We start from the raw sequence: 24,644 nt of genomic DNA, 5'->3' as shown, positions 1-24,644 counted from the left end.
AGTGTCATGGTACTGAGACCAACCCAGTTTTGCACCAGTATACCAGGTGTTATCTTTAGGAGCGGCCTGCGCTACGGTAGCGAAGCCAGCCAGTGCCACTGCAATTGCGATAGCTGTCTTTTTCATTATTGCGCCTCGTTATCATCCAAATAGGCAATGAGCTTTAATTAGCTCTTTGATTAATCCTTCGCCGGGTTATGACGCTCGATTATGACTCATCCAAAAAAGGGAGATTATTGAGCACCCTGGCGATGTAAAGTCTACAACGTACCAGCAAACTTACAAGTATGATGTGACGAAGCTCAGCAAAAAAACAGGCTTTTGGACACAATTTTACACATCTACAGACAGGTTATGCCTGAAAAATACGGCGGCAAAAGTGTGCTAAACCATTGTCCCGCAGGCTCATAGCATAATCAGGGGCTTAACGAGCCGGCGGCAGAATTTTCTCATGAGAAATTTCTTATTTTTACTTAATGATACAAAGTTGAGTGAATTTTTAGGCCATTAAACGGTCTGGATGAACCGGAATTGATCCGATCGGGTCGCATAATCAACCCCAAAGCCTGACCCGTAGAAGCGGCTTTTTGCAATCGCTGACGATCTTCCAGGCTGATCTCACCAGGCAACCAGCCTAAAACCACACTGTAATTTCCTGTCTGCAAGGCTTTGATCATCGCTTCTACGGTAGTAATAGCACCGGAATGATGAATCTGCATCACTTTATCCAGCGGTAACCCTGACTGAACCAGCCAGCTACGGCTCAATTTTTGATGAGGCGTCAACCACAACTGCCAGCGGGACTGAGTGCCCAACTGTTGCAGTAAGGGCAGTAGCAGCATTTGCGTCATACCAGGCTGATTCTCGCTGTAAGTCAGCTCACTGATTAAACCCGTCGCAGAGGCAGGCTGAGCTTTCGCACAGTCTGCAACAGGACGCACACCAGTATTAACAGAAGAAAATTTCAGGGAATGAGTTTGCATATTGGCTTCGCTCGCAGGGTTACTGTATGGATGTACAGTATAGCGGGGGTGAGAGAAGATCAACCTTATTTTTTGAAAACGCCTCGCAAAATCACACTCCGGGAAGGCGCGAAGACAATCATTCATTGAACTTGTAACGGCGATTGCCTATTTTTTCCTCGGGAAAGGAGAGCGAATCAGGCTATTTTTCAACTAAAGGACGCAGAATATGAAGGACTCAAAAAGTAATATTGTCAGGGCAAAGCGCCAACTTTCCTCGTTGGGCGTAGTTGAGAGTCGTAGCCAGTTTGGCGGCTACAGTTTGTCCGTTGAGAGCGTGGTTTTTGCGCTTGTCAGTGATGGAGAGCTTTATCTTCGGGCCTGTGAAGAGGTTAAACCTTATATCATTGAGCGAAAAATGGCACCGCTTCTGTTCAGCAAAAGGGGGATACCCGTCGCGTTGGAATACTATCGCGTCGACAGCCCGCTGTGGGCTGATCCTGACCAGCTAATTGCGCTATCACAGCTGTGCCTGAAAGGGGCTACCCACGAAAGGAGATTGCAAAAAAACACCGGGCGACTGAAGGACTTACCGAATCTCTCGATGAGGCTGGAGGTTCAGCTCAGGCGAGTGGGGATCTCCACCGTGGAGATGTTGAAGCAGCAAGGCGCCAAGCGCAGCTGGCTGAAATTGCATGAAAAAAATAAGAATCTGGGTGTGAATATCCTTTTCGCGCTGCAGGGCGCTATTCAGGGGATGCATTGTGAGGCGCTGCCAGTGGCAATCAGAGAAGAACTCAGGGTCTGGCACAATGAAACCCTGCTCTACCAGAGCCTGAGTGAGCTGAGGAGGCGTTAAGTCTCTAAGACCTGCTTTTTTAACTGAGCGATTTCCGGCAGCAGGGCGATCAACAGACCGACCTGCTGAAGGACCAGCGGTTCTTTGGTTTCCTGGTCAGCTTCCGTTGCCGCCAGGCGCTCAGAGAGGCTGGACAATAATCGATGGGTTTTTTGTTCATCAATAAGATCAATGTGCAGCACGTCATCCACATAGCAGACGGCATCATCCATTAACTGCAGCATGGCTGGCCGGGTAATTTGTTCCCGGTGGGCACCCAGCGCCGAGATATAGCTCAGAAAAGAGTGATTAAGGCAGAGCAGACGAAACGCCGCTTCCTTCATGGCCGCCGAGGCGTTTTTTTCTGCCGAGATGTTAGAGACCACGGAGGCCAGTTCGGCATCGCCGTTATGAGCATCACGGCGGGCAATGCGGTAGTCCAGCCGATTGTCTTTTCCCTGGTGATACTGCACCAGAATGGCATCAAGATAGCGGCAGTTTGCGTTTAGCGTGCGTTCTACCACCGAAGACAGCCGACGAAAACGCCAGTCCGGCCAGAGAAACGCCACCGCCAGCCAGGCAATGCCGCAGCCCAGTACCGTATCAATGATGCGGGGAAGGGCGATCTCAAAACCTTCGCCTAGCAGATTGAAACAGAACAATACCAGCAGGGTGATAAACATCGTGGCGTGCGCATACTGTGATTGCCGGAAGGCGAAGAACAGCACCCCGGTGATCACTATCAGCAGCAGCTGCCCTTCTATTGAGGGCACTAACCACAGCAAAGGCAAGCCAAGCACGATGCCAGCCACCGTCCCGACGATACGCAATGCCAGTCTTCGCTTTGTCGCATTATAGTTAGGCTGGCAGACGAACAGGCTGGTCAGCAAAATCCAGTATCCGTGCTCAAGTCCGGTAAGTTGAATAAATCCGTATCCAGCGCAAAGCAGCAGGGACATCCGTACCGCATGGCGGAAAAGTGGCGATTCTGGCGTTAAATGACGGTTGAGGCGTAATCGAATATCCGCCCACCCGGTTAACCCCTCACTGGAGAGCGTCTGGTCATGGAGCTCATGCTGGCTTTCCAGAATCTGCTCTGATTCAAGGGTAGCGAGCTGGGCATCAATAGCCTTCAGGTTGTTTAACAGATAGTGCATCGCCTTCACTTCGCTGCTGCCTGGACGAGCAGTAGCCAAACGATCAAGTGCGGCATTAAGGTGGATAAATGTTCGTTCAAAGCGGCTGTTATGCTGATAGGTTTCACGCAGCAGAATACAGTTGGCCAGCTGTTGGCAGGCTTTCGCCTGCAGCGTCAGCAGGCGCTGGAAGCGAAACAGAATATCGCTGTAACGGTATTCCTGTCTGAGCGCATGATATTGCGCATGTGACGAGCTGGCGCGTTCATGGATATCCTGCGCAACAAAGTAATAATGCAGCGTTCTGCGTGTGCTGCGCTGCCCCCGATCGCCACGAAGACGGGATTGAATCGAGATTTTTGCCTGATTGAGCGTGGCCACCAGCTGGCTGTTGGCCATGGCCACATCAATCAATGAAGCGTTCTCGTTCTCTTCTATATCCGGATCGAACAATCCTGCCTTGGCTTCCAGATAGACCGACAACCCTTCAAAGCAACGGGCGATATTTTCCTGCAAAGGCCTGACGGGAAAGATCACATGACCGGTCAGCGTCAGCAGGTTATACCAGATAGCCCCGACCAGCAGCAGAGAGGGTTGCAGATACCATTGCGGAAACAGCCCAAGACCAAGCAGCGTATAGATTGCGATCAGCAATGCGCCAAACGCGATGGTGGCATAACGTTGCCCCAATGCGCCAAGCAGAATGAATCCCCAGGTAGACAAGGCAAGGCCAATGATGAAAAGCCAGGGATAAGGAGACAGCAGCTCTACAGAGACCGAAGCAATGCAGAAGCAAACCAGGGTGATGACCAGATTGCGCAGCCTACCGCTAAGGCGATCGTCAAGGTCTGCCAGCGCGGCGGCCACTACCCCTAACGTCAGCGGGATGGTCCAGGTGATTTGATTCAACCACCAGGGCAACCCTGCGGTACCAAGCAGGGCGATAAGAATACGCAGGTTGTAAAGCAGCGCACTGTTATAGGCGTAACGCCGCAACCCGGAGCTTAACGAGAAGCGCATCAGTAACTAGTTGAACCGGCTGCGGGCGTTGGCTTCACGCGCGGCTTTTGCCACTTCAACACTGACCACGCGGCGACCCACAGGCCATAACGCGATGGCGGCGATTTTAAAGTTAGCAAGGCCTACCGGAATACCAATAATCGTAATGCACTGCGCAATCCCGGTCATGATATGCATCACACACAACCACCAGCCAAAAAAGACGAACCAGATGATATTCAGCAGCGTGCCGCCAGAGTTCATCAGCGCATTTTTGCGGCCCGGTTCCAGCTCATCAACATGCACCGCTTCATTACCGTAAGGCAGCAGTGACAGTTTGGTAATTTCCCAGCAGGAGCGGGTTAGCGGTAAAGTGAAGATAAAAACAATGCTCACAACAGTAGCAAAGAGCCACGAAAGTGTGGTCAGAAAACCACCGAGAATGAAATTCAGAATGTTTAAAATGGTGCGCATGGATCGTTTTCCTGACAGAGCGTGAGGCTCAAAAATACAATGCGTTGATTGTAGCGCGTTTTAACTCTGGAGCGGTACACTCCTGCCAGCTAAACTACAGCCCATTGAAAGCAACCACAGCCAGAGGCAGGTCATGGAACTGAAAGCAACGTCGCTGGGCAAACATCTGGCGCAGCATCCCTACAATCGGGTACGAATGTTGGCCGCAGGCGTTGAGGTGAGTGGTGAAAAACATGAATATCTCATTCCGTTCAACCAGTTAATCGCCATCAAATGCAAACGCGGGATGGTGTGGGGTGAACTCGAGTTTTCCCTGCCGGAAGAGAAAGTCGTGCGCCTGCACGGCACCGAATGGCAGGAAACTCAGCGTTTTTATCATTACCTCAACCAGGCGTGGCAGCAATGGAGTGAGGAGATGAGTCAGGTTTCTGCTGACGTCCTGCAGCAGCTGGTCAGCCGTTTACGTGACGGTGAACAGCAGGATAAGTGGCTAAAGCGCAGCGATATGGCCGGCTGGCGCACGGCCATTCAGGACGGTTTCTCCTCGGTGCCCTTGCCGGTAGAGCGCCTTAACGAATTCGATAACTGCCGCGATGAGTATCAATTTTGCCTTAGCTGGCTGGAGAACAGCGATACACAGCGGCAAAAACGCAACGCTCAATGGTCAGAGAAAATGCTGACTCAATATGCAGATTTCTTTAATACCGTCGAGACTTCGCCTCTTAACAACGCCCAGGCAAAAGCGGTGGTGAACGGCGAAGACTCGCTGCTGGTGTTAGCTGGTGCGGGCAGCGGCAAGACCTCGGTACTGGTCGCACGTGCAGGCTGGTTGATGCTGCGCAAGCAGGCCAGCGCTGAGCAGATCCTGCTGCTGGCCTTTGGCCGCCAGGCGGCTGAAGAGATGAATGAACGCATCAAGGCACGCCTGAATACTAACGGTATCCAGGCCCGCACTTTTCATTCTCTGGCGTTGAACATCATCCAGCAGGGCAGCAACAAAACGCCTTCAATCAGCAAGCTGGAAACCGACACTTCTCTACGCCATAAGCTGTTAATTGACGTCTGGCGCCAGCAGTGTGCAGAAAAGAAAGCGCAGGCTAACGGCTGGCGGCAGTGGTTACAGGACGAGCTGAAGTGGGAAATCGGCGAAGGGGATTACTGGAAAGAAGAGCGACTGGCTAAACGTCTGGCCAGCAGGCTGGAGCGCTGGCTGGGACTGATGCGCATGCATGGCGGCGCGCAGGCAGCGATGATTGAGTCAGCCCCTGAAGAAGTGCGCGATCTCTTCTCCAAACGCGTGAAGCTAATGGCACCGTTGATGAAGGCCTGGAAAAGTGCGCTGAAAGAAGAAGGGGCGGTGGATTTCTCGGGCTTGATCCATCAGGCGGTCAACATTCTTGATAAAGGCCGGTTTATCAGCCCGTGGAAGCACATCCTGGTTGATGAGTTCCAGGATATCTCGCCACAGCGCGCCGCACTGCTTGCCGCCCTGAGAAGGCAGAATAAGCAGACCGCCTTGTTTGCCGTCGGCGATGACTGGCAGGCTATCTACCGCTTCAGCGGGGCAGAAATGACCCTTACCACCGCTTTCCATCACCACTTTGGTGAGGGCGATCGCTGCGTGCTGGATACCACTTACCGCTTCAACGACCGCATAGGTGAAATTGCCAATAAGTTTGTGCAGAGCAATCCGCATCAGCTAAAGAAACCGCTTAACAGCCTGACCAAAGGGAATAAGAAGTCGATTTCGTTGCTGCCGGAAGATCAGCTGGAGGCGTTACTGAATAAAATCAGCGGTTATGCCACCGCCGATGAACGGATTTTGATCCTGGCCCGTTATCACCATATCCGCCCGGCAGTGCTGGAAAAAGCCAAAACACGCTGGCCAAAGCTGCGGATTGATTTCACCACGATTCATGCCAGCAAGGGGCAGCAGGCTGATTATGTCATTTTGCTGGGATTACAGAGTGGCAAAGATGGCTTCCCCGCAGCAGCAAGAGAGTCCGTGATGGAGCAGGCATTGTTACCGCAGCCGGAAGATTTCCCCGATGCTGAAGAGCGCAGGCTGGCTTATGTCGCCATCACCCGGGCGAAACAGCAGGTTTGGTTACTCTTCGATAAAGCGCAACCTTCTGAGTTTGTGGACGAGATCAAGCGGCTTGGGGTGCCGGTCTTACGTAAGCCTTAACAAGGTGAGCGCGCTGAGGCACGCTCATCAGCTTATTTCAACCGTTCCTGCAAATAGCGTTGATAATCAGGGATAAGGATATCAACAGCCTGAGCAAAGAGTGGCGAGCGGATAATAAAGTCGGCGGTTGCGCGATTCGTTGCCACGGGGATATTCCATACCGTAGCCAGACGCAGTAAGGCTTTGACGTCAGGATCGTGCGGAACGGCGTTTAGCGGATCCCAGAAGAAAAACAGCACATCAATTTTCCCTTCCGAAATCAAAGCACCTACCTGCTGGTCGCCGCCCATGGGACCACTCAGCATTGCCGTTACCGGCAAACCAGTAGCACGCTGAACAAGGTTACCAGTAGTGCCAGTAGCATAGAGCGTATGGGCCTGTAGCACGTCTTTGTGAATATCGACCCACTGCATTAACGAGGTTTTACAGTGGTCATGCGCAACCAGCGCAATGTGTTTCTTTTCCTGAATCTTACGGGTGGTCTGATCCATTCCGGCTTCCTGGTTTCACGTCAATCAGATTGGGGGAACTGCCTGATAAAGCGTATCGAGTGTAGGCGGAAGGCCGGCAGACATCAACTGGTACGCAGGGCGCGCATCAGCATCACAAAGCGTTGACGGGTGGCGGAATCAACCTGTTGATACCAGAGCTGCAGGATACGGCTGCCGGCATGGTTGCCGCTGGCAAAATCCTGTGACTCATTGCCGATCGAGGTGCTGGTGGTTTGTGCCTGAGCAAAGCGGGGAACGGAGGCGACGTTACCTTTCAGGTTGTACATCATCATGGCCTGTTCATAGTTGCTGCCCACTTTTGCCAGCAAACGGTCTTGCTGACTTTCTATAACCGCGCCATGCTCATTAAGCAGCTGGAATTCGGGATGCTTATCAAACGATTTCCCTTGTGCGGTCGTTGCCAGAGGGGGAAGTGTGATGGTGACTGATTTAGCCTGTGTGGTGAAGGTCACGATCAGTGGCACAGACATCCAGGGCGTGGCCATCTGGGCATCTTTTTTCAGGCTTTTCTCGACCCGAAACAGTACCTGATGCTGGCCCTGCTCGAGTTCGAGCCCTTCAGCACCTTTCAGTAACGAACCCGAAATTTTTCGGCCATCCAGCACTAACAGGTCAATATCAGGGGCAAGTTTGAGCGTTGTGGCAGAGACCGTGGTCGCAACCAACAAAGCTAAAACGCCTGTAATGACCAAACGCAGCTTCATTCTTTATTCTTTCTCCAGAGGCGAGGGCACGCAAAACACATCGAATGTATCAAAGTCTTTCAGTATGGCAGGATATTAACATTTTAACATATTTATTCGTGCTATACAGTCAGGAATTGACATCTTCTGTCTGAGGCGTTTTCTCAACAAAGCGACTGCGCATACACTGTTATTCAGTCTGATAAGGAGAGCTGCATGCAAGATAAAATAGTTGCCGATATTCTCACCTCTACACAACACATCGCCTTGGTTGGCGCCAGTGATAACCCTGCAAGGGCCAGTTATGGAGTGATGGCGTATCTGCTGGCGCAGGGATATAAGGTGACGCCGGTTAGCCCAAAACTGGCAGGCCAGACGTTACAGGGGCAAAAGGTCTACGCAAAACTGGAGGATATCCCGGAGCCGATTGATATGGTTGATGTGTTCCGCAATGCCGAAGCGGCCTGGGGCGTAGCTCAGGAAGCTATCGCCGTTGGGGCGAAATCGTTGTGGCTCCAGCTTGGGGTGATTAACGAGCAGGCTGCCGTGCTGGCGGGGGAAGCTGGATTAAAAGTGGTGATGGACCGTTGTCCTAAAATCGAGATCCCACGATTAGGACTGGAAAAAGGCTAAAAAAACCCCGCGCTGCGGGGATTTTGTCTTAATTCCTCAGGCGTGGTGCCTGTAACTGTTCGCGAATCGATGCGGCCAGTTCGTCCATTGAAGGTTGTTCCGGATGGTCGCCCGGCAGCTCCCAGGAGAGCTGGGCTTCTGCCAGATAAGTATGAACGGTCTCGCCGTCTTCATTCTCCATCACGACATGATACCAGGGCGCTTCACGCAGCGATTCGCTGGTAGCTACCTCATCCTCTTCCGGATCGTCTAACGAATATTCCGGATCCACATCAACTACTACGCCGAGGAAACCGTGCAGCTTATGCCGCACCTGTTGTCCGAGCCCAAATTTGCTGGCAATCATCGTGACCTCCTGAGAAACAGTGCCCTGCTACCAAAATGGGGGCAGGGACAGCTTTTTCAAGTCACAGTACGCGGCAGGCAAATCCTTTCAGATACATGCCTTCCGGATAGCTGGCGATCACCGGGTGATCGGCTGCCTGCCGGAACTGCTCTATAAATTGTACATCACGTCCGGCATCCAGCGCGGCATCCGCGATGATTTTCTGGAATAAGTCCGTTGGCATCAGACCTGAACAGGAGAACGTCAGCAGTATGCCGTCCGGGTTCAACAGCTGCATAGCCAACATATTGATGTCTTTATACCCCCGACAGGCACCGGCCAGCTGATTTTTGTTTTCAACAAATTTTGGCGGGTCCATCACGATAAGATCAAACTTCTCACCGTTGTCACGATAGCGACGCAACAGCTTAAACACGTCATCGCGCAGGAACTCAGCCTTAGACAAATCCAGCCCGTTCAGCTCTACGTTCTGGCGGGCAATATCGAGCGCGCCTTGTGAAGTATCAACACTAATGACTTGTTTACAGTCGCCCATCAGCGCAGAAACCGCAAAACCTCCGGTGTAGGAGAAGCAGTTCAGCACCCGGCGATCTTTAGCATAGCGACGAGTCGCCATACGGCTGTCACGCTGATCAAGATAATAACCGGTCTTGTGGCCTGCCTGAATATCGACAAGCAACTTCATACCGTGCTCAACGATAGGCAACTGTTCTGGTGGCGTATCGCCCAGCACGTTGCCCTGAACCAGTTCAAGGCCTTCTTTTTTACGTACCGCAACGTCGGAGCGGTCGTAAATTGCACAGTCCGGATAGCAGCTTTGCAGTGCTGAAATCAATGCAGCGCGCTGATATTCTGCGCCAGCCGACAGCAGTTGCAGCACGAGGAATTTACCGTAGCGGTCAATGGTCACGCCCGGCAGGCCGTCAGACTCACCAGCAATCAGGCGATAGCTGTCGAGGTTATCGCGCTCTGCCAGCCAGTCACGCAGCGACTGCGCAGCCTTAAGGCGACGGATGAAGAAGTCAGTATCAATCGCCTCGTCCTGCTCCCAGCTCCAGACGCGGGCTGAGATTTGTGAGACAGGTGACCAGGCGGCGTGGGCCAGCCAGTTGCCCTGGCTGTCACAGACGTCAATGGTTTCGCCCGACTCGGCTTTCCCTTCCAGGCGAGCAACAGCACCAGAAAAGATCCACGGATGGCGGCGAAGTAAGGATTTTTCACGTCCTTTGGACAGAATTAAACGAACAGTCATATTTGCTATGCTTATACAGTAAAGAATCAGGCGTTATTGTCCGGTGCCAACCGGTAAAATGCAATCTGCGTGGTGAAAGGAGAGAAAATATGACCACTGTCTGCGTAAAAGCCTGGATCCACGGTGTGGTTCAGGGGGTTGGGTTTCGCTACAGCACCCAACATCAGGCTAAGTCGCTCGGGCTGAAAGGCTATGCGAAGAACCTGGAAGATGGCAGCGTTGAAGTGCTGGCCTGCGGGGAAGAGAAAGAGGTTCAGATGCTTATAACCTGGTTAAAAGAGGGCGGCCCCAGAAGTGCCAGAGTGGAAAAAGTGCTGGAGGAACCCCATCAACCGCCGCAGATGCCGGACGGTTTTACCACCGGCTAGCCTTTAAAGGCATTTAGCCGGTTTTGGTAAGCCGGCAATTTTAGTCGCCTGTTTGGCCGGCCCTTTAGGGAACAGGCGGAACAGATAGCGGCTGTTGCCTTTTTCTTCGCCATATTTTTGCGCCATGGCTTTAACCAGCATTCTTACCGCCGGAGAAGTATTGAACTCCAGGTAGAAGGCGCGGACGAACAGCACCACTTCCCAGTGCGGCTCAGTGAGCTCAATGGCTTCTTCCTCTGCCAGTAACGGAGCCAGTTCTTCACTCCAGTCGCTGGTGGACTTCAAATAACCCTGCGCGTCACGTTCAATTTCTTTACCCTGGAATAACACCGTTTTGCCTCTGTGTGTTCTGCTAAGCCACCCAGTTTAGCAAAATGCGCTCAACTGTGGATAGCCTGCACGTGTGGGGTTCTCTTTATACAAGCCATAAAAAAGCCCCGCTAAGCGGGGCTCTTATTCTTGCATCAGCTGCCGCGATTAATTGCTACGCGACATACCCAGAATACTTAACAGGCTGACGAAGATATTGTAGATCGAGACATACAGGCTGACGGTAGCGCGAATATAGTTGGTCTCGCCGCCGTGAATGATGTTGCTGGTTTCCCACAGGATGGCACCTGAAGAGAACAGAATAAACATCACGCTGATGGCCATATGCAACGCTGGAATGTTGAGGAAGATATTGGCCACAACGGCAACCAGCAGAACCACAAATCCAGCCATCATCATGCCGCCAAGGAAGGACATATCCTTACGGGTGGTCAGCACGTAGGCAGAACAGCTGAAGAACACCAGTGCGGTGCCGCCTAACGCCAGACCAATCACATCGCCCATGCCTGCTGAAAGCAGTGAGTTAAGCATTGGACCCAGACAGTAGCCGAGGAAACCGGTAAAGGCGAACGCCGCCAGAATGCCGGTAGGGCTGTTAGCCAGGCGGTAAGTCAGAAACATCAGTCCGTAGAAACCTACCAACATCAGGATGAAACCTGGCGCAGGTAAAGCAAAAACAGTGCTGAGGGTGGCGGTTACGGCCGAAAAGGCCAGTGTCAGCCCCAGCAGGAAATAGGTATTGCGCAGCACCTTGTGAGTGGTAATTAAGGAACTGCTACGGGTAGACGAAACAATGCGATCCATAAAAAGCCTCTTTGGGTCACTAATTTACCTGTGAGAATAGGGAGCAGGGCGAAGGGGGGAAAGGCGTTTTACCCTTCTTTACGTGATCCACGGCTGTTTTAGTGAGCGGGCTGGCGATATTGCCAGCAAAAAAACGTCAATCGGCTGTTTTTCAGGCGATCGAACCGCAACGCACTTTACATCGCCAGGGAGGGTGTTTATAGTTCGCCTCATTGTGGAGGGGTGGCCGAGTGGCTGAAGGCACCGGTCTTGAAAACCGGCGACGGGAAACCGTTCCAGAGTTCGAATCTCTGCCTCTCCACCATCTAATTTAACGGGTCAGCTTAAGCTGGCCCGTTTTGCTATGGGTGGCATAAATTCACCGATTGAACGTTTGTTGAACAACTGAAAATAAATTGCATAAAAGCGCAATAATTCAACAAACTAGCCAAAATTATACTTGGCAAAGCGATCGGTATCCCCTATACTGCGCCCCATCAGTTGCTCAGGAAGTTTAGCCACTCCCTGAAACGGTAACTGGTACTAGTGTGGAGGGGTGGCCGAGTGGCTGAAGGCACCGGTCTTGAAAACCGGCGACGGGAAACCGTTCCAGAGTTCGAATCTCTGCCTCTCCACCATCAAATTCAACGGGTTAGCTTAGGCTGGCCCGTTTTGCTTTCTGCCTTTCCTGTTTTCTCTTTCTCCTGAGCCCGTTGACTAAAGAGCATTCTGAAAAACATCCTGTTTCTTTTCAATCTCCTGATGCGACTCAACGGCAAAGGCGATACTCTGCTATATTCTCAACACCAATGAAGAATGCCCACCCCTGGCCTGAATGTCCAGGAACGCCGAGCGAGCCTCATTTGCGTTGTTGCGAACATTTTACCAACCGCATCGCCATATTACGGCCGGGTGATTTACCTTGAATCAATGGAAAAACACATGATTAAAAAGTTTAGTCTTTGCGCGTTAGCAGTCTGCTCGGCACTCACCGGGATTTCAGCTTATGCTGCTGACGACGATTACCAGCTTGAGCAAGTGTTAATGATGAGCCGTCATAACCTCCGTGCGCCGCTGGCTGATAATGGCAGCGTGCTGGCTCAGTCCACTAAAAAGGCATGGCCAAAGTGGGATGTCCCAGGTGGACAGTTGACGACTAAGGGCGGCGTGCTTGAAGTTTATATGGGCCGTTACACTCGTGAATGGCTTGCGCAGCAAGGGTTGGTAAAAGACGGCGAGTGTCCAACCTCTGAAGATATCTATGCTTATGCCAACAGTCTTCAGCGCACTGTAGCGACGGCTCAGTTCTTTATCACCGGTGCGTTCCCTGGCTGTGATATCCCGGTTTCTCATCAGGATGAGATGGGCACCATGGATCCGGTGTTTAATCCGATCATTACTGAGGGTAGCGAAGCCTTTAATAAGCAGGCTTTGACCGGAATGAACAGCGCCGGAGAGAAACTGGCCCTCAAACCTGCTTTCCAGCGTCTCGAAAAAATCATCGATTACAAATCCTCTGCTGCCTGCGATGGCAAAAAGCAGTGCGATCTCTCAAGTGATAATCAGAACAAGTTCACGGCGGAAAACGGCAAAGAGCCTAACGTTTCTGGTCCACTGAAAGTCGGGAACTCGCTGGTGGATGCCTTCACCCTGCAATATTACGAAGGTATGCCGCTGGACCAGGTTGCCTGGGGCCAGATCAAAACGCCCGAACAGTGGAAAGAGCTGTCTGCAATAAAGAATGGCTATCAGGACGCGTTGTTCACTTCACCTGAAGTAGCGCGGGATGTGGCCGCTCCGTTAGTGGATTACATTCGCAGCATGCTGGTAGATGAAGATAAAGCGTCAGCGCCGAAAGTCACCTTGATGGTGGGTCATGATTCGAATATCGCTTCCCTGCTGACGGCGTTGGATTTCAAACCTTATACCTTACCAGAGCAGAACGAACGCACGCCAATTGGCGGAATGATCCAGTTCCAGCGTTGGCATGACAAGAAAAACGATCGTGAGTTGGTGAAGGTTGAGTACGTTTACCAGACTACCGATCAGCTGCGTAATGCCACGCCACTGTCACTGGATACGCCACCAAAACGCGTCACGTTGCAGATGAACGGTTGCCAGACTGATGCCAATGGCTTCTGCCCATGGGATCAATTTACCCAGGTTCTGAACAAAGCGATTCAGGGCACGCCGATGGCAGTCAACGCAGTTCAACCTGCTGCACCGGCTCCAAAAACTGAAGCTCCAGCACCTGCAGCGGCTAAAGATGCTGCGGCAGATAAAGTGGCTGCAGCGAAGGCCGCTGCCGACCAGGCGGCTGCAGATAAAGCCGCTCAGGCTAAAGCTTCGGCAGAAAAAGCCGCCGCCGATAAAGCCGCTGCTGAGCAGGCCGCGAAAGATAAAGTCGCTGCCGATAAAGCGGCTGCTGAACAGGCAGCCAAAGAGAAAGCGGCAGCCGATCAGCAAGCCAAAGATAAAGCCGTTAAAGATCAGGCAGAAAAACCCAAAGCCGATCAGCCAACTGCGGCTCCTCAGCCACAGACTGAGAAGTCTTCCTGAAGCTGAAGGGCAGATAAAAAAAGGCCGACAATTATTGTCGGCCTTTTTATTGGGCTTAAAAAGTCAGCGATCAGTCACTGCTGACCACAACCAGCTTCTGGTTAACGAATTCTTTGATACCCAAATCAGACAGTTCACGGCCGTAACCCGAACGTTTTACGCCGCCAAACGGCAATTCTGCAGCGGTATCAGTGGCTGAATTGATGTACACCATGCCGGTTTCAATCCGTGAAGCCAGTTTTTTACCGCGAGCAATATCTTTGGTAAATACCGCACCGCCCAGGCCATAGTGGGAATCGTTCGCGAGTTTCACAACTTCATCATCATCCTTCACCACGTAAACCTGCGCTACCGGGCCAAAGAACTCTTCAAAATAGGCCGGATTGTCACGGGTGATACCAGAAAGGATGGTTGGCTCAAAGAAGCAACCTTCACCGGCAACGGCTTTTCCACCAAGATGCAGTTTCGCGCCTTTTGCCACGGCCTGTTCAACTTGTTTAACCAGCGTATCGCGCGCCGTTGAAGAAGAGAGAGGGCCGAGAGTGGTGCTTTCGTCCAGTGGGTCACCAATCTTCACTTCGCGGAAAGCCTGGCTGAATTTTTCAAAGAAGGCATCCGCCACTTTTTCATGCACGATAAAGCGCTTAGCCGCAGTACAAACCTGACCACAGTTGCTGAGACGTGCACCAGCGCCCGATTTCACGGCCTTATCCAGATCGCAATCATCCAGCACGACAAAGACGTCATTTCCGCCCAGTTCAAGGGTGGTTTTCTTCAGGTATTTACCAGCCTGTTGAGCGACAGCACTCCCGGCACGCTCAGAGCCTGTCAGAGCTGCGCCTTGCACACGGTCGTCAGCAATCAGGGAAGCAACCTGGTCGTTACTGATAAACAAGTTTGTCCACGCGCCTTTTGGTGCACCGGCCTCAATCACCAGTTCTTCGAACAGCGAGGCGCAGTGAGGAACATTGGCCGCATGTTTAGCCAGTACGGGATTACCCGCAGCCAGGTTAGGTGCCAGCACGCGCATTAACTGATAGAACGGGAAGTTCCAGGGCTCAACGGCAACCAACACGCCGATAGGGTGGTTTTCAACCCAGGCTTCGCCCAGCTCGGTCGGATAGCGGGTTGGCGCAAGGAAACGCTCGGCATTTTCTGCATAATAACGGGCTATCTGCGCGCAAAGTTTTACTTCGCCACGGCTTTGATTGATCAGTTTTCCCATCTCAAGGCTGGCTGTTTTTGCCAGCTCTTCCACACGGCCATCAATCAGGTCGGCCAGTTTTTTCAGCACCTGTAAGCGGGGCTGAATGTCACCTTTAGACCAGTCTGAATGATAAAGGTCATCTGCAATTTTCAGCGCCTGTTCAACCTGCTGGTCATTATGGTCTGGCCAGGATTTGATCAGCTTATTACTGGCGGGATTAATTGTCTGGTAAGACATACTGCACTCCTTTTCGAGTAATCGGCCTGGCGTTCAGGCAAATGAATATGGCCTTAAGCCTGGTAGAGAAACGCGGGTTTTACAACGTGACCAGTGGGTGGTTTCGGAGCTATCTGAGGTTTTAAAACAACAAAAAGGGCGGATAAATCCGCCCTAAAACCAGTTCCAGGTGCTAAACGTTTTTGCGCTCTACAACCTTATTATCCCAGGTCAGCACGTCCTGATCGGTTTTCTCAAAGGCCCGGAGCAGGACTTCATCGCTGCCCTGTTGCTCCCAGATACCTTCCGCCAGCTTTTCATCGTAATTAGCCACTTCAAAAATGGCCTCCGCAATTTCTGGAGAGGTGCTACGCAGGCTTGCCCACTCGCCTACGTGATGTGCTTTCGATTGTTGCGTTGCCATAATAGTCTCCTGATTGAGGTTATCCGTTCAGTTTTACTGCCAGACCGGCGACATATTCACCCTGATAACGGGCGATGTTCAGTTCTTCTTCGCTGGGTTGTCGCGAACCGTCACCGCCGGCAATGGTCGTGGCGCCATAAGGTGTACCGCCACGGACCTGCGAGATATCAAAGAGTTCTTTGGTGCCATAGCCAATAGGCACGATAACCATGCCGTGGTGGGCAAGAGTCGTCCAGGTGGAGGTGATGGTTTGTTCTTGTCCACCGCCTGTTCCCGTCGAGGCAAAAACGCTGGCCAGCTTGCCATAAAGGGCACCTGAAGCCCAAAGACCGCCGGTCCGGTCGAGGAAATTACGCATCTGACCGGCCATATTGCCGAAGCGGGTCGGCGTACCAAGCAGGATGGCATCATAGTGCGGCAGCTCATCCGGTGTGGCTTCGGCTGCTGACTGCTGCGTTTTTCCGCCAACCTGGGCGAACCGTTCCGCGTCCATGGTTTCTGGAACGCGCTTGATAGTCACTTCCGCTCCGCTCACCCGGCCTGCGCCTTCTGCAACCGCATTGGCCATGGTTTCGATATGTCCGTACATGGAATAATAAAGCACCAGAATCTTTGCCATTTGTTCCCTCGTCGACTGGTTGTTGGATGGTGTGGGATAAAACAGGCCCTGAAGGCAATCAGAAAAGTATAGAAGAGGCTGAGGAGTCATGCTGGTGTCAGCGGTTCTTTTGCTTGAAATGCAGGCATGTGCGATTTTTTCTGGTGAAAAAATATCAGTTTTAATGATGAGATTCTTCAGGTGTTTCTGGCTGTTGTCACCGTTTTGCGACCTCTTTCAGGGATATTTTTTCACCACTTCAGGCTTGATAATCTATGCTTAGTAACGCGGCGGGGAGCAAGCCTTCCCCTAAAGTCGCCACGGCAGGCCGGCTGGCTTTCCGTGATAAAACAGTATGATTGCTTAACTATTCGGAGGTAAGAAATGGCAGAACATCGTGGTGGATCTGGAAATTTCGCTGAAGACCGTAAAAGAGCATCAGAAGCAGGTCGCAAAGGCGGCAAAGTCAGCGGAGGGAATTTCAAGAATGACCCTCAGCGAGCCTCACTCGCTGGCGAAAAAGGTGGGCGTAACAGTCGGGGTAGTAGGAGCAAAACGGAGACGGAAGACTAGCCTGCTTTAAAACCGTCGGGCCATCCCGGCGGTTATGTCACAGAGTTGACCACAGACCTCCCTCCCGGCACACTAGCGCCAAATTACGAACCGAGCCTGCTATGTCTGCCTTACTTTCCCGCTATAAACTTTCGTTTACTCGCCAGGAAATCGTGCTGGTCCTGATCACCCTGATCTGGGGCGGAACCTTTTTGGCTGTTCATCATGCGATGACCGTAAGCGGGCCTTTCTTCTTTGTTGGCACCCGATTTGCCACCGCTGCGCTGGTTTTGGGGGTTCTTTCATGGCGATCGTTGCGGGGCATCACCTGGTATGAAATCAAAGCAGGGGCATTAATCGGAATCGCGATTGGCTGTGGTTACGGCTTGCAGACTTATGGCATGCAAACCATTAGCAGCAGTAAATCAGCCTTTATTACCGCGATGTATGTGCCGTTGGTTCCGTTGCTGCAATGGCTATTTTTGGGGCGCTTACCCGGTTTGATGTCCTGGATTGGCGTGGCGTTGGCCTTTTCCGGCCTGATGTTACTGGCCGGGCCGGACAGTGATTCGCTGGCATTTGGTGCCGGTGAAATTGCCACCCTTGTGAGCACCCTCGCGATTGCTGCAGAAATTATTTTAATCAGTGCCAGTGCAGGAAAAGTGGATGTCAAAAGAGTCACTATCATCCAACTGGCCTGTGCCTCGTTACTGGCCTTTATTCTGATGGTGCCAAATGGCGAATCAGTGCCGCCGTTTTCACCTTACCTGTTGTTTAGTGCTATCGGCCTGGGGTTGGCGAGCGCGTTGATTCAGGTAACGATGAACTGGGCGCAGCGCAGCGTTTCGCCAACTCGTGCTACGGTCATTTATGCTGGTGAGCCGGTTTGGGCGGGGATAGTGGGCCGGGTTGCCGGGGAGCGTTTACCTGGTGCAGCATTGCTGGGTGGGGCGCTGATCGTCATCGGCGTGCTGGTCAGCGAATTGAAGCTGAAGCGTAAAAAAAAGGCGAAGGGGAAACCTTCGCCTGATAAAGCAGAAGTCAGTTAGTTGTCCTGATGGACTACGCCGCTGCCGTTGAGTGCAGCGGCTTTGCGGCGAGTCAGGATGGCGTTAAGGATGATTGCGCCAAAAGTCGCTGTACCGATCCCGCCCATCGTGAAGTTACCGATCTTCAGGGCAAAATCTCCCGCGCCAAGGACCAGCGTCACCGCAACCATAATCAGGTTGTTGTTCTGCCCAAGGTCGACGTTGTTTTGCACCCAAATCCGCGCGCCTGCGACGGCAATCAACCCAAACACCACGATCGAAGCCCCGCCAATGACCGGGCCTGGAATAGTGTGGATTAACGCACCAAACTTAGGCGAAAACCCTAACAGGATGGCTATCACCGCCGCGGCTACAAACACCAGAGTGGAATACACCTTGGTGACCGCCATCACGCCAATATTCTCAGCATAAGTCGTGACACCGCTGCCGCCCACACCGCCAGACAGCATGGTCGCCAGGCCATCACCGACAAAAGCTCTGCCCATATACGGGTCGAGGTTTTTGCCCGTCATTCCGGCAACGGCTTTAATGTGGCCCAGGTTTTCAGCCACCAGGATTACCGCGACCGGAGCAATCAGGAACATGGCATGGCTGTCGAATATGGGTGAGGTGGTCGTAGGTAACCCGAGCCAGGGAACGGCAGCCATCAGGGTGAAATCGATCGGTTTACCCAGTCCCAGTCCATTGGTTAACAGGGCATAAATGGCGCAAGCCACAATCAGGCCGACCAGGATCAGCAGTCTCTGAACCATGCCACGGGTGAATACCGCGACGATGCCGATACAAAGCACGGTCATCACCGCCATCCAGCTGTCAAACATCGACGAAGAGACGCTGTGTACGGCAATAGGCGCCAGGTTCAGGCCGATTGCCATCACCACTGCGCCTGTGACCACCGGCGGCATCAGCTTCTCAATCCAGCGAGTCCCGACCTTCATGACCACAAACCCGATCAAGGTATAGACCAGGCCGCAGGCGATAATGCCGCCCAGCGCCACGCCAAGGTTAGGGTTGATGCCCTGACCAGTAAACCCAGTCACAGCAATCACCACACCCACAAACGCCGCACTCGATCCCAGATAGCTTGGCACTCGTCCGCCGGTGATCAGGAAGAACAGCAGCGTGCCGACCCCAGACATCAAAATCGACAGATTGGGATCCAGTCCCATCAGTAAAGGCATCAGAACAGTGGCACCAAACATCGCTACCGCGTGCTGAAGCCCCATAATCACCGTTTGTCCCAGCGGCAGCGTTTCATCAGGGGCAACTATCCCCTGAGCTGTTGCCGACTGTTTACGCCATTGAGGAAACCAGGAACTCGCCATCGTCTTCTCCAGAGAAGTGAAAAAAGCAGTAACCGCCGTAGGCGGGATTAGGCTTCCTGCCGCAGTACATGGTGATAGCCACGATCAAAATAGATCAGGCCGTGCGTTTCATCGTTACAGACCAGGGCCTGGGCTTCGCAGACCAGCACATCATGGGTGCCCACACTGATCACCTGGGTGATTTTGCAATCAAACGAAGCCACGGCACCGGCCAGAATTGGGGAACCGGTGATCAGCGTTGACCAGTCAGCCGCGATAAAGCGTTCGGCCATCGGTGTTTTGCCGCCGAACAGGTTTGACAGGGATTCATGGCCGGCAGCCAGCGTGTTCACACACAATTGCTGATTGGTCTTGAACACCTCATACACCGAAGCCGAGCGGTTAAGACAAACCAGCAGAGTGGGCGGCGTATCGGTCACGCTGCAAACAGCGGAGGCGGTAAAACCAGCACGTCCAGCCGGTCCATCTGTGGTGATGATATTGACAGCCGCGCCAAGGCGAGCCATCGCGTTGCGGAAATCTTGTTTTTCTACGCCCGACGTTACCGTGGGCGACAGGGTTGCCAGAGACATAATCAGTTCCTTACGCCAGAGTGCAGGCATCAGCAAAGGAGAGACGCGGCAGGCGCGCATAGACTTTGCTGACATCGCCATAACCGATGTTGATTAGCAGGTTGCTTTTCCAGCCACTTTCGGCAAAGAAAGCCGCATCTACTGCCGCGCGGTCAAAACCGGACATCGGCCCGGTGTCTAATCCCATTGCACGACAGGCGCTGATCAGATAAGCCGCCTGCAGCGAGCTGTTGCGGAAAGCCGTTTCTTCCGCCAGCGCCGGGCTGCTGGTGAACCAGGCTTTAGCATCGGCATGAGGAAACAGGTGCGGTAACTGGTCAAAGAACTGCGGATCCCAGGCCACAATCACCGTGGCCGGGGCGCTCAGGGTTTTTTCCAGATTGCCGCTGGAGAGCGTTGGCTTCAGCCGGGCTTTGCCTTCTTCACTGCGCACAAAGCAGAAGCGTGCAGGACTGCAGTTAGCCGACGTGGGGCCCATCTTCACCAGCTCATACAGCTGATGGAGTTGCTCGTCAGTGATCGGGCGATCCTGCCAGCCATTATGGGTACGGGCAGCGGTAAACAGGGTTTCTAACGCAAGAGAATTCAGGGCTTCTGCCATAACAGCTCCAGTTCAGCAGGGGATGAGGTTTCGCTCAGCCAGTTCAGTAACAGTCGGTTAAATGTGCTGCTGTCGGTCACGCTCATCGCATGACCGCCCCAGGACATTTTTTCCAGTGTGGCATTTGGCAGCGCCTCAACGAGGGTTTGCGAGCAGGTCCATGGCACCAGTAAATCATCCTGTGAACAGATCACCAGCACCGGCTGGCTGAGGGTGCTGGCCAGCTCGGTGAAGTCACAGGCCATCAAAGCCGTCAGGCGACGAAGCAGGTTCTCCATTCCCTGGAAATGCGCTGTGTGGAGCGCATCTTCAGCTTCGATTCGGGCCTGATTATCTGCCAGCCAGTCAGCTGGATAGAGAAACAGCGGTTGCGCGCGGACATAGGCTTCAACACCTACATTGAGCAGCAACTCCTGGCGAACGGTAAAGCAGCGACGGGTATGCGCATTCAGCCTCAGCCAGCCATTAACAATCACCAGTCTTGACACTCGCTCGGGGAAGTCGACCGCCAGCTGCATCGCCACCATGCCGCCCAGTGCATGGCCGATAACGTCATAGCTATCGATTCCCAGCGCAGCCAGTTCATCAGCTAATTCAGCCGCCATATCCCGCATGCTGTAGCCTTCTGGCAGCGAGTCTGGGCTGCGACCGGTTCCGCGCTGATCGTAAACCACCACCCGATGGTGCTGGCGCAGTTCATTTAGCTGGGGCAGCCAGAAATTCGCTAACCCGCCTAACCCGGCAGAGAGCACCAGCGTTCTGGCCTGAGGATCGGTCGATCCGGAGAGCTCAATATGCATCTCTTCCTCCGCTACTTAGCGATATGAGCCACGCTGGCAATCTCGATCAACGCATCGGGTTTTACCAGACCACACTGAATGCAGAACCGCGCTGGTTTCTCGCCAGGGAAATACTCGGCATAGACGGTATTCACTGCGGCGTAGTTACTCCAGTCAGTCAGAAAAATAGAGTTGAAGGTCACGTCATCCATCGTGCCGCCAGCGGTTTCAATCACGCTTTTAATGGTTTCCAACACATGGCGGGTTTGAGCGGCGGCATCGCCAACGTGCACCACGTTGTTGTCTTTATCAAAAGGCAAAGTGCCCGAGACATACACCACGCCATCGGCCAGCGTACCTGGTACGAATGGGGCAATCGGAATGCTGGTCCCCGGCGGGGTAATAATCGTTTTAGGCATTGTGCGTTCTCCAGTCAGGTTGCAGGTATCAGGCCGTTTGGTGTTGCTGCAGAGTGTGAGTTTGCAGTGCAGAGCAGAACGTCGACACGTCTGAAACCCAGCCGAAGAACGTTTCGATATTGAAGATCGCTGCCTGCTGGGCGAAAAGCGGGCCAGCCTGATAAGTCGCGTCTTCCAGCACGATGCCGAAATACTCAAGGAAGAAACCATCGCGCAACGTAGATTCAACGCAGACGTTAGTGGCGATGCCGGTAAACACCAGATGACGAATGCCGCGGCTCCGTAACATGCTGTCTAAGGAAGTATTGAAGAAGCCGCTGTAGCGAGGCTTGGGCAGCACGATATCGCCAGGCTGCGGGATCAGCTGATCGACCAAATCATAATCCCAGCCGCCTTTAGCCAGCAGTTTTCCTTCCAGTTCAGGATTCTGGCGCATGGTTTTCAGCGCATTGGACTTGTGCCAGTTTGGCGAGCCTGGTCCACCGGCTTCAACATACCGATCGTCCCAACCGTTCTGGAACCAGATAATTTGAATGCCAGCTTCCCGCGCGGCTTTAACCGCCACGTTGATGTTATCGATCACCGGACGGGTAGCGGAGACATCGAAACCAGCCAGATCCAGATAGCCGCCGGTTGTGGCGTAAGCATTTTGCATGTCCACCACGATCAGCGCAGTTTGCTCCGGTGGAAAGGTAATCGGCTCTGGCCTGGCGGGCAGGGTAAGGGCGTTTTTAGTCGACGCTGTTGTGCAAACTACGGGCTCTTTACTGCTCATTACGCAACCTCCTTCGCGGCTTCAATGGTGTCGATGCGGCACTGCATCAGCGGCTGGATACGCTCGCCAAATTTCTCAATGCCCTGTAAGAAATCATCAAATGTCAGCAACACGCCCTGAGTCCCTTCGACGGTAGCCACCTCATCCAGCATGCGTGCTACGTTGGCGTAAGATCCCACCAGCGTGCCCATATTGATGTTGACCGCTGAAGTCGGGTCAGCCATCTGGCGAACATTGGTATCGCTGCCGGAGGTTTTATCCTGCTGGCTTTGGGTGGTCAGCCAGGAGAGCGCTTCTTCGTCGGCCCCTTCTTTGTAGTGTTCCCACTTCGCGCGGGCAGCTTCGTCGGTTTCATCGGCAATGATCATAAACAGCACGTAAGAGCCGACGTCACGACCCGCTTCATCGGCCGCTTTTTTCATTCGGGTTGCGGTAGGGGCGAAGGCGGTTGGCGTATTCACCCCTTTGCCGAAGCAGAAGTTGTAATCAGCATGTTTGGCTGAGAACGCCATGCCGGCATCGCTCTGACCGGCACAGATCACCTTGATTGGCTTCTGTGGCTGCGGGCTGAGGCGGCAATCGTTCATGGTGAAGAACTCACCTTTAAGATCGGATTTACCGGTGCCCCACAGGTCTTTCAATACCGAGACGTATTCGGTCAGGTAGTCATAGCGGCGAGCGAAGTATTCATCACCTGGCCAGATCCCCATTTGTTCGTATTCAGGTTTCTGCCAGCCGGTCACCAGGTTAACCCCGAAGCGGCCATTGGAAATGGAATCTACGGTAGAGGCCATTCTGGCGACAATCGCGGGAGGCAGTGTCAGGGTGGCGGCCGTGGCATAAATTTCGATGCGAGAGGTCACGGCAGCCAGGCCAGCCATCAGGGTGAAGGATTCAAGATTGTGATCCCAGAACTCGGTCTTTCCGCCAAAGCCACGCAGTTTGATCATCGACAGCGCAAAGTCGAAGTGATAATGCTCGGCTTTCTGCACAATCGCTTTGTTCAGTTCAAAGGTAGGCATGTACTGCGGCGCGTTGGTGGAGATCAGCCAGCCGTTGTTGCCAATTGGGATAAAGACGCCGATTTTCATTGGGATACCTCTGGGTGTGCGTTAGGGTAAAGTTCTGCGCTGCAGTGCTTCCTGCACTCTCCCTGAAGCGGCGCTTGCTGAACTCATTGCAAGCGCTGTGCCAGTTTATAAAAAGGCATAGCAATCATGGCATTGAACGATTTGGGTTAAAGTGATCTGGAGTGTTTGGTCTGAAACAGACCATTTGGTAAAAATTATGTGCACAAAAAGCAGGCATCGTGGTCAATTTAAGTGCATTAGGCCTGGACGAGGGGTTTTGCTATTATCCTGGCAACCCACATGGATCATGAGGTCTCAGTGAATTCTACAGATAAGACATCGGTGAAAGCGCCAACAAGACGCTCTCGTGCAGTAGCAGCGAAACGCACGGCGATCCTCACTGCGGCACTGGCGCTGTTTTCCCAGTATGGCGTGCATGGCACCAGTCTGGATAAAGTGGCAGAAGGGGCAGACGTCTCTAAAACTAACCTGCTCTATTATTTCCCGTCAAAAGAAGCGCTGTATATTGCGGTGTTGAAAGATATTCTCGATATCTGGCTGGCTCCGCTGCGCGCGTTGAGGGAAGATCAACAGCCGCTGGTCGCCATCAGGGACTACATCAGGCTTAAACTGGAAGTGTCACGAGATTATCCGCAGGCTTCCCGCCTGTTCTGCATGGAGATGCTACAGGGAGCACCTTTGCTTAAGGGGGAGCTGGAAGGCGATCTGAAAGGGCTGGTAGATGAGAAATCTGCGGTGATCGAAGGCTGGATAAATCAGGGTAAACTGGCGGCTGTAGAGCCCCACCATTTGATCTTTATGCTCTGGGCCACGACACAGCACTATGCAGATTTTTCAACTCAGGTAGAAGCGGTGACTGGGCAGACGTTAAATGATGAAGGATTTTTCAACCAGACGGTGGAGAACGTGCAGCGGATGGTGATCGAAGGGATACGTGTACGTTAAGTAGAGGTGGGCCGTGCGGCCCACCGGC

27 protein-coding genes, 2 tRNA genes and 1 pseudogene are annotated in these 24,644 nt (G+C 52.9%); 10 read left to right on the top strand and 20 right to left on the bottom strand.

Going from position 1 to position 24,644, the window contains the following annotated elements:
- Together WCC56_RS20080 and sulA are read right to left on the bottom strand one after the other, a co-directional pair.
- Positions 1-126 (bottom strand): annotated as a pseudogene (locus WCC56_RS20080) (porin OmpA); the annotation flags it as partial.
- Between the two features lie 347 nt (positions 127-473).
- A complete protein-coding gene (gene sulA / locus WCC56_RS20075; RefSeq protein WP_424694080.1) occupies positions 474-983 on the bottom strand; it encodes an SOS-induced cell division inhibitor SulA in 510 nt (169 codons plus the stop codon).
- Positions 984-1,191: 208 nt separating this feature from the next.
- Between sulA and WCC56_RS20070 the strand changes: the two genes are divergently transcribed.
- The gene (locus tag WCC56_RS20070) at positions 1,192-1,821 is read left to right on the top strand and encodes a TfoX/Sxy family DNA transformation protein (protein ID WP_424694079.1); all 630 of its coding nucleotides are present in this window, start codon (positions 1,192-1,194) and stop codon (positions 1,819-1,821) included.
- On the opposite strand, the gene yccS is transcribed toward WCC56_RS20070, so the two are convergent.
- The gene (gene yccS / locus WCC56_RS20065) at positions 1,818-3,956 is read right to left on the bottom strand and encodes a YccS family putative transporter (protein WP_424694078.1); all 2,139 of its coding nucleotides are present in this window, start codon (positions 3,954-3,956) and stop codon (positions 1,818-1,820) included. The genes WCC56_RS20070 and yccS overlap by 4 nt on opposite strands.
- Positions 3,957-3,962: 6 nt before the next feature.
- Positions 3,963-4,409: a YccF domain-containing protein gene (locus WCC56_RS20060; RefSeq protein WP_424694077.1), complete on the bottom strand. Its 447-nt coding sequence runs from the start codon at positions 4,407-4,409 to the stop codon at positions 3,963-3,965.
- 133 nt (positions 4,410-4,542) lie between these two features.
- Between WCC56_RS20060 and helD the strand changes: the two genes are divergently transcribed.
- Positions 4,543-6,597: a DNA helicase IV gene (gene helD, locus WCC56_RS20055; RefSeq protein WP_424694076.1), complete on the top strand. Its 2,055-nt coding sequence runs from the start codon at positions 4,543-4,545 to the stop codon at positions 6,595-6,597.
- A 32-nt stretch (positions 6,598-6,629) separates the two neighbouring features.
- Here the strand turns inward: helD and mgsA are convergent, their stop codons facing one another.
- Both mgsA and WCC56_RS20045 read right to left on the bottom strand, forming a co-directional pair.
- Positions 6,630-7,088, bottom strand: coding sequence for a methylglyoxal synthase (gene mgsA / locus WCC56_RS20050; RefSeq protein ID WP_424694075.1), 459 nt, complete (start codon positions 7,086-7,088; stop codon positions 6,630-6,632).
- Between the two features lie 83 nt (positions 7,089-7,171).
- Positions 7,172-7,813 (bottom strand): DUF2057 family protein, encoded by a 642-nt coding sequence (locus WCC56_RS20045; RefSeq protein ID WP_424694074.1) that lies wholly within the window; start codon positions 7,811-7,813, stop codon positions 7,172-7,174.
- A 195-nt stretch (positions 7,814-8,008) separates the two neighbouring features.
- Between WCC56_RS20045 and WCC56_RS20040 the strand changes: the two genes are divergently transcribed.
- On the top strand, positions 8,009-8,425 hold the full coding sequence (locus WCC56_RS20040) for a CoA-binding protein (RefSeq protein ID WP_424694073.1): 417 nt from the start codon (positions 8,009-8,011) through the stop codon (positions 8,423-8,425).
- 28 nt (positions 8,426-8,453) lie between these two features.
- On the opposite strand, the gene hspQ is transcribed toward WCC56_RS20040, so the two are convergent.
- Both hspQ and rlmI read right to left on the bottom strand, forming a co-directional pair.
- Entirely contained in the window at positions 8,454-8,771 is a 318-nt protein-coding gene (gene hspQ, locus WCC56_RS20035; RefSeq protein WP_424694072.1) for a heat shock protein HspQ, read from the bottom strand.
- Between the two features lie 61 nt (positions 8,772-8,832).
- Positions 8,833-10,023: a 23S rRNA (cytosine(1962)-C(5))-methyltransferase RlmI gene (gene rlmI / locus WCC56_RS20030; RefSeq protein ID WP_424694071.1), complete on the bottom strand. Its 1,191-nt coding sequence runs from the start codon at positions 10,021-10,023 to the stop codon at positions 8,833-8,835.
- Between the two features lie 89 nt (positions 10,024-10,112).
- Here rlmI and yccX point away from each other — a divergent pair, with 89 nt between their 5' ends.
- A complete protein-coding gene (gene yccX, locus WCC56_RS20025; RefSeq protein ID WP_424694070.1) occupies positions 10,113-10,391 on the top strand; it encodes an acylphosphatase in 279 nt (92 codons plus the stop codon).
- A gap of 3 nt (positions 10,392-10,394) precedes the next feature.
- Here yccX and tusE read toward each other — a convergent pair whose 3' ends face one another.
- Both tusE and yccA read right to left on the bottom strand, forming a co-directional pair.
- Entirely contained in the window at positions 10,395-10,721 is a 327-nt protein-coding gene (tusE, locus tag WCC56_RS20020; protein ID WP_424694069.1) for a sulfurtransferase TusE, read from the bottom strand.
- A 147-nt stretch (positions 10,722-10,868) separates the two neighbouring features.
- Entirely contained in the window at positions 10,869-11,525 is a 657-nt protein-coding gene (yccA, locus tag WCC56_RS20015) for an FtsH protease modulator YccA (RefSeq protein WP_424694068.1), read from the bottom strand.
- A 216-nt stretch (positions 11,526-11,741) separates the two neighbouring features.
- On the opposite strand from yccA, the gene WCC56_RS20010 reads away from it, so the two are divergent.
- From WCC56_RS20010 to agp, 3 genes are all read left to right on the top strand, one after another.
- Positions 11,742-11,829 (top strand) — tRNA-Ser (locus WCC56_RS20010).
- Between the two features lie 225 nt (positions 11,830-12,054).
- Positions 12,055-12,142: transfer RNA gene (locus WCC56_RS20005), tRNA-Ser, on the top strand.
- A gap of 304 nt (positions 12,143-12,446) precedes the next feature.
- Entirely contained in the window at positions 12,447-14,063 is a 1,617-nt protein-coding gene (agp, locus tag WCC56_RS20000; protein ID WP_424694067.1) for a bifunctional glucose-1-phosphatase/inositol phosphatase, read from the top strand.
- Between the two features lie 70 nt (positions 14,064-14,133).
- Here the strand turns inward: agp and WCC56_RS19995 are convergent, their stop codons facing one another.
- The 3 genes from WCC56_RS19995 to wrbA all read right to left on the bottom strand — a co-directional run bounded on the left by WCC56_RS19995 (position 14,134) and on the right by wrbA (position 16,529).
- Positions 14,134-15,507 carry an NAD-dependent succinate-semialdehyde dehydrogenase gene (locus tag WCC56_RS19995; RefSeq protein WP_424694066.1) on the bottom strand — a complete coding sequence of 458 codons (1,374 nt, stop codon included), beginning with the start codon at positions 15,505-15,507 and terminating at the stop codon, positions 14,134-14,136.
- A 172-nt stretch (positions 15,508-15,679) separates the two neighbouring features.
- The gene (locus WCC56_RS19990; RefSeq protein WP_013201581.1) at positions 15,680-15,910 is read right to left on the bottom strand and encodes a YccJ family protein; all 231 of its coding nucleotides are present in this window, start codon (positions 15,908-15,910) and stop codon (positions 15,680-15,682) included.
- Positions 15,911-15,929: 19 nt separating this feature from the next.
- Positions 15,930-16,529 carry an NAD(P)H:quinone oxidoreductase gene (wrbA, locus tag WCC56_RS19985; RefSeq protein WP_424694065.1) on the bottom strand — a complete coding sequence of 200 codons (600 nt, stop codon included), beginning with the start codon at positions 16,527-16,529 and terminating at the stop codon, positions 15,930-15,932.
- A 363-nt stretch (positions 16,530-16,892) separates the two neighbouring features.
- Here wrbA and WCC56_RS19980 point away from each other — a divergent pair, with 363 nt between their 5' ends.
- The gene (locus WCC56_RS19980) at positions 16,893-17,081 is read left to right on the top strand and encodes a general stress protein (protein ID WP_424694064.1); all 189 of its coding nucleotides are present in this window, start codon (positions 16,893-16,895) and stop codon (positions 17,079-17,081) included.
- 101 nt (positions 17,082-17,182) lie between these two features.
- Entirely contained in the window at positions 17,183-18,109 is a 927-nt protein-coding gene (locus WCC56_RS19975; protein WP_424694063.1) for a DMT family transporter, read from the top strand.
- Here the strand turns inward: WCC56_RS19975 and rutG are convergent.
- From rutG to rutA, 7 genes are read right to left on the bottom strand one after another with little or no spacing between them, the layout of a single operon-like run.
- Positions 18,106-19,434 (bottom strand): pyrimidine utilization transport protein G, encoded by a 1,329-nt coding sequence (gene rutG / locus WCC56_RS19970; RefSeq protein ID WP_424694062.1) that lies wholly within the window; start codon positions 19,432-19,434, stop codon positions 18,106-18,108. The two genes, WCC56_RS19975 and rutG, sit on opposite strands and share 4 nt — an antisense overlap.
- Before the next feature lie 47 nt (positions 19,435-19,481).
- Positions 19,482-20,006, bottom strand: a complete 525-nt coding sequence (rutF, locus tag WCC56_RS19965; RefSeq protein ID WP_424694061.1) for an NADH-dependent FMN reductase RutF — start codon at positions 20,004-20,006, stop codon at positions 19,482-19,484.
- Between the two features lie 10 nt (positions 20,007-20,016).
- Positions 20,017-20,607: a malonic semialdehyde reductase gene (locus WCC56_RS19960; protein WP_424694060.1), complete on the bottom strand. Its 591-nt coding sequence runs from the start codon at positions 20,605-20,607 to the stop codon at positions 20,017-20,019.
- Positions 20,592-21,407, bottom strand: a complete 816-nt coding sequence (gene rutD, locus WCC56_RS19955; protein WP_424694059.1) for a pyrimidine utilization protein D — start codon at positions 21,405-21,407, stop codon at positions 20,592-20,594. The genes WCC56_RS19960 and rutD overlap by 16 nt, the downstream gene beginning before the upstream one ends.
- An 11-nt stretch (positions 21,408-21,418) precedes the next feature.
- Complete coding sequence (gene rutC, locus WCC56_RS19950; protein ID WP_424694058.1) at positions 21,419-21,805, bottom strand: pyrimidine utilization protein C; 387 nt, start codon at positions 21,803-21,805, stop codon at positions 21,419-21,421.
- Positions 21,806-21,833: 28 nt separating this feature from the next.
- Positions 21,834-22,580, bottom strand: a complete 747-nt coding sequence (gene rutB, locus WCC56_RS19945; RefSeq protein WP_424694057.1) for a pyrimidine utilization protein B — start codon at positions 22,578-22,580, stop codon at positions 21,834-21,836.
- On the bottom strand, positions 22,580-23,671 hold the full coding sequence (gene rutA, locus WCC56_RS19940; RefSeq protein WP_424694056.1) for a pyrimidine utilization protein A: 1,092 nt from the start codon (positions 23,669-23,671) through the stop codon (positions 22,580-22,582). Before rutA ends, rutB begins: the two co-directional genes overlap by 1 nt.
- A 279-nt stretch (positions 23,672-23,950) precedes the next feature.
- On the opposite strand from rutA, the gene rutR reads away from it, so the two are divergent.
- Positions 23,951-24,616, top strand: a complete 666-nt coding sequence (gene rutR / locus WCC56_RS19935; protein WP_424694055.1) for an HTH-type transcriptional regulator RutR — start codon at positions 23,951-23,953, stop codon at positions 24,614-24,616.
- Positions 24,617-24,644 lie beyond the last annotated feature (28 nt).

Origin of the sequence: Erwinia sp., assembly GCF_049696395.1 — a bacterium.
In the GTDB taxonomy this organism is placed as follows: Bacteria; Pseudomonadota; Gammaproteobacteria; order Enterobacterales; family Enterobacteriaceae; genus Erwinia.
The sequence above is the reverse complement of the archived record's forward strand: the minus strand, read 5'-3'. Positions and strand labels throughout refer to the sequence as shown.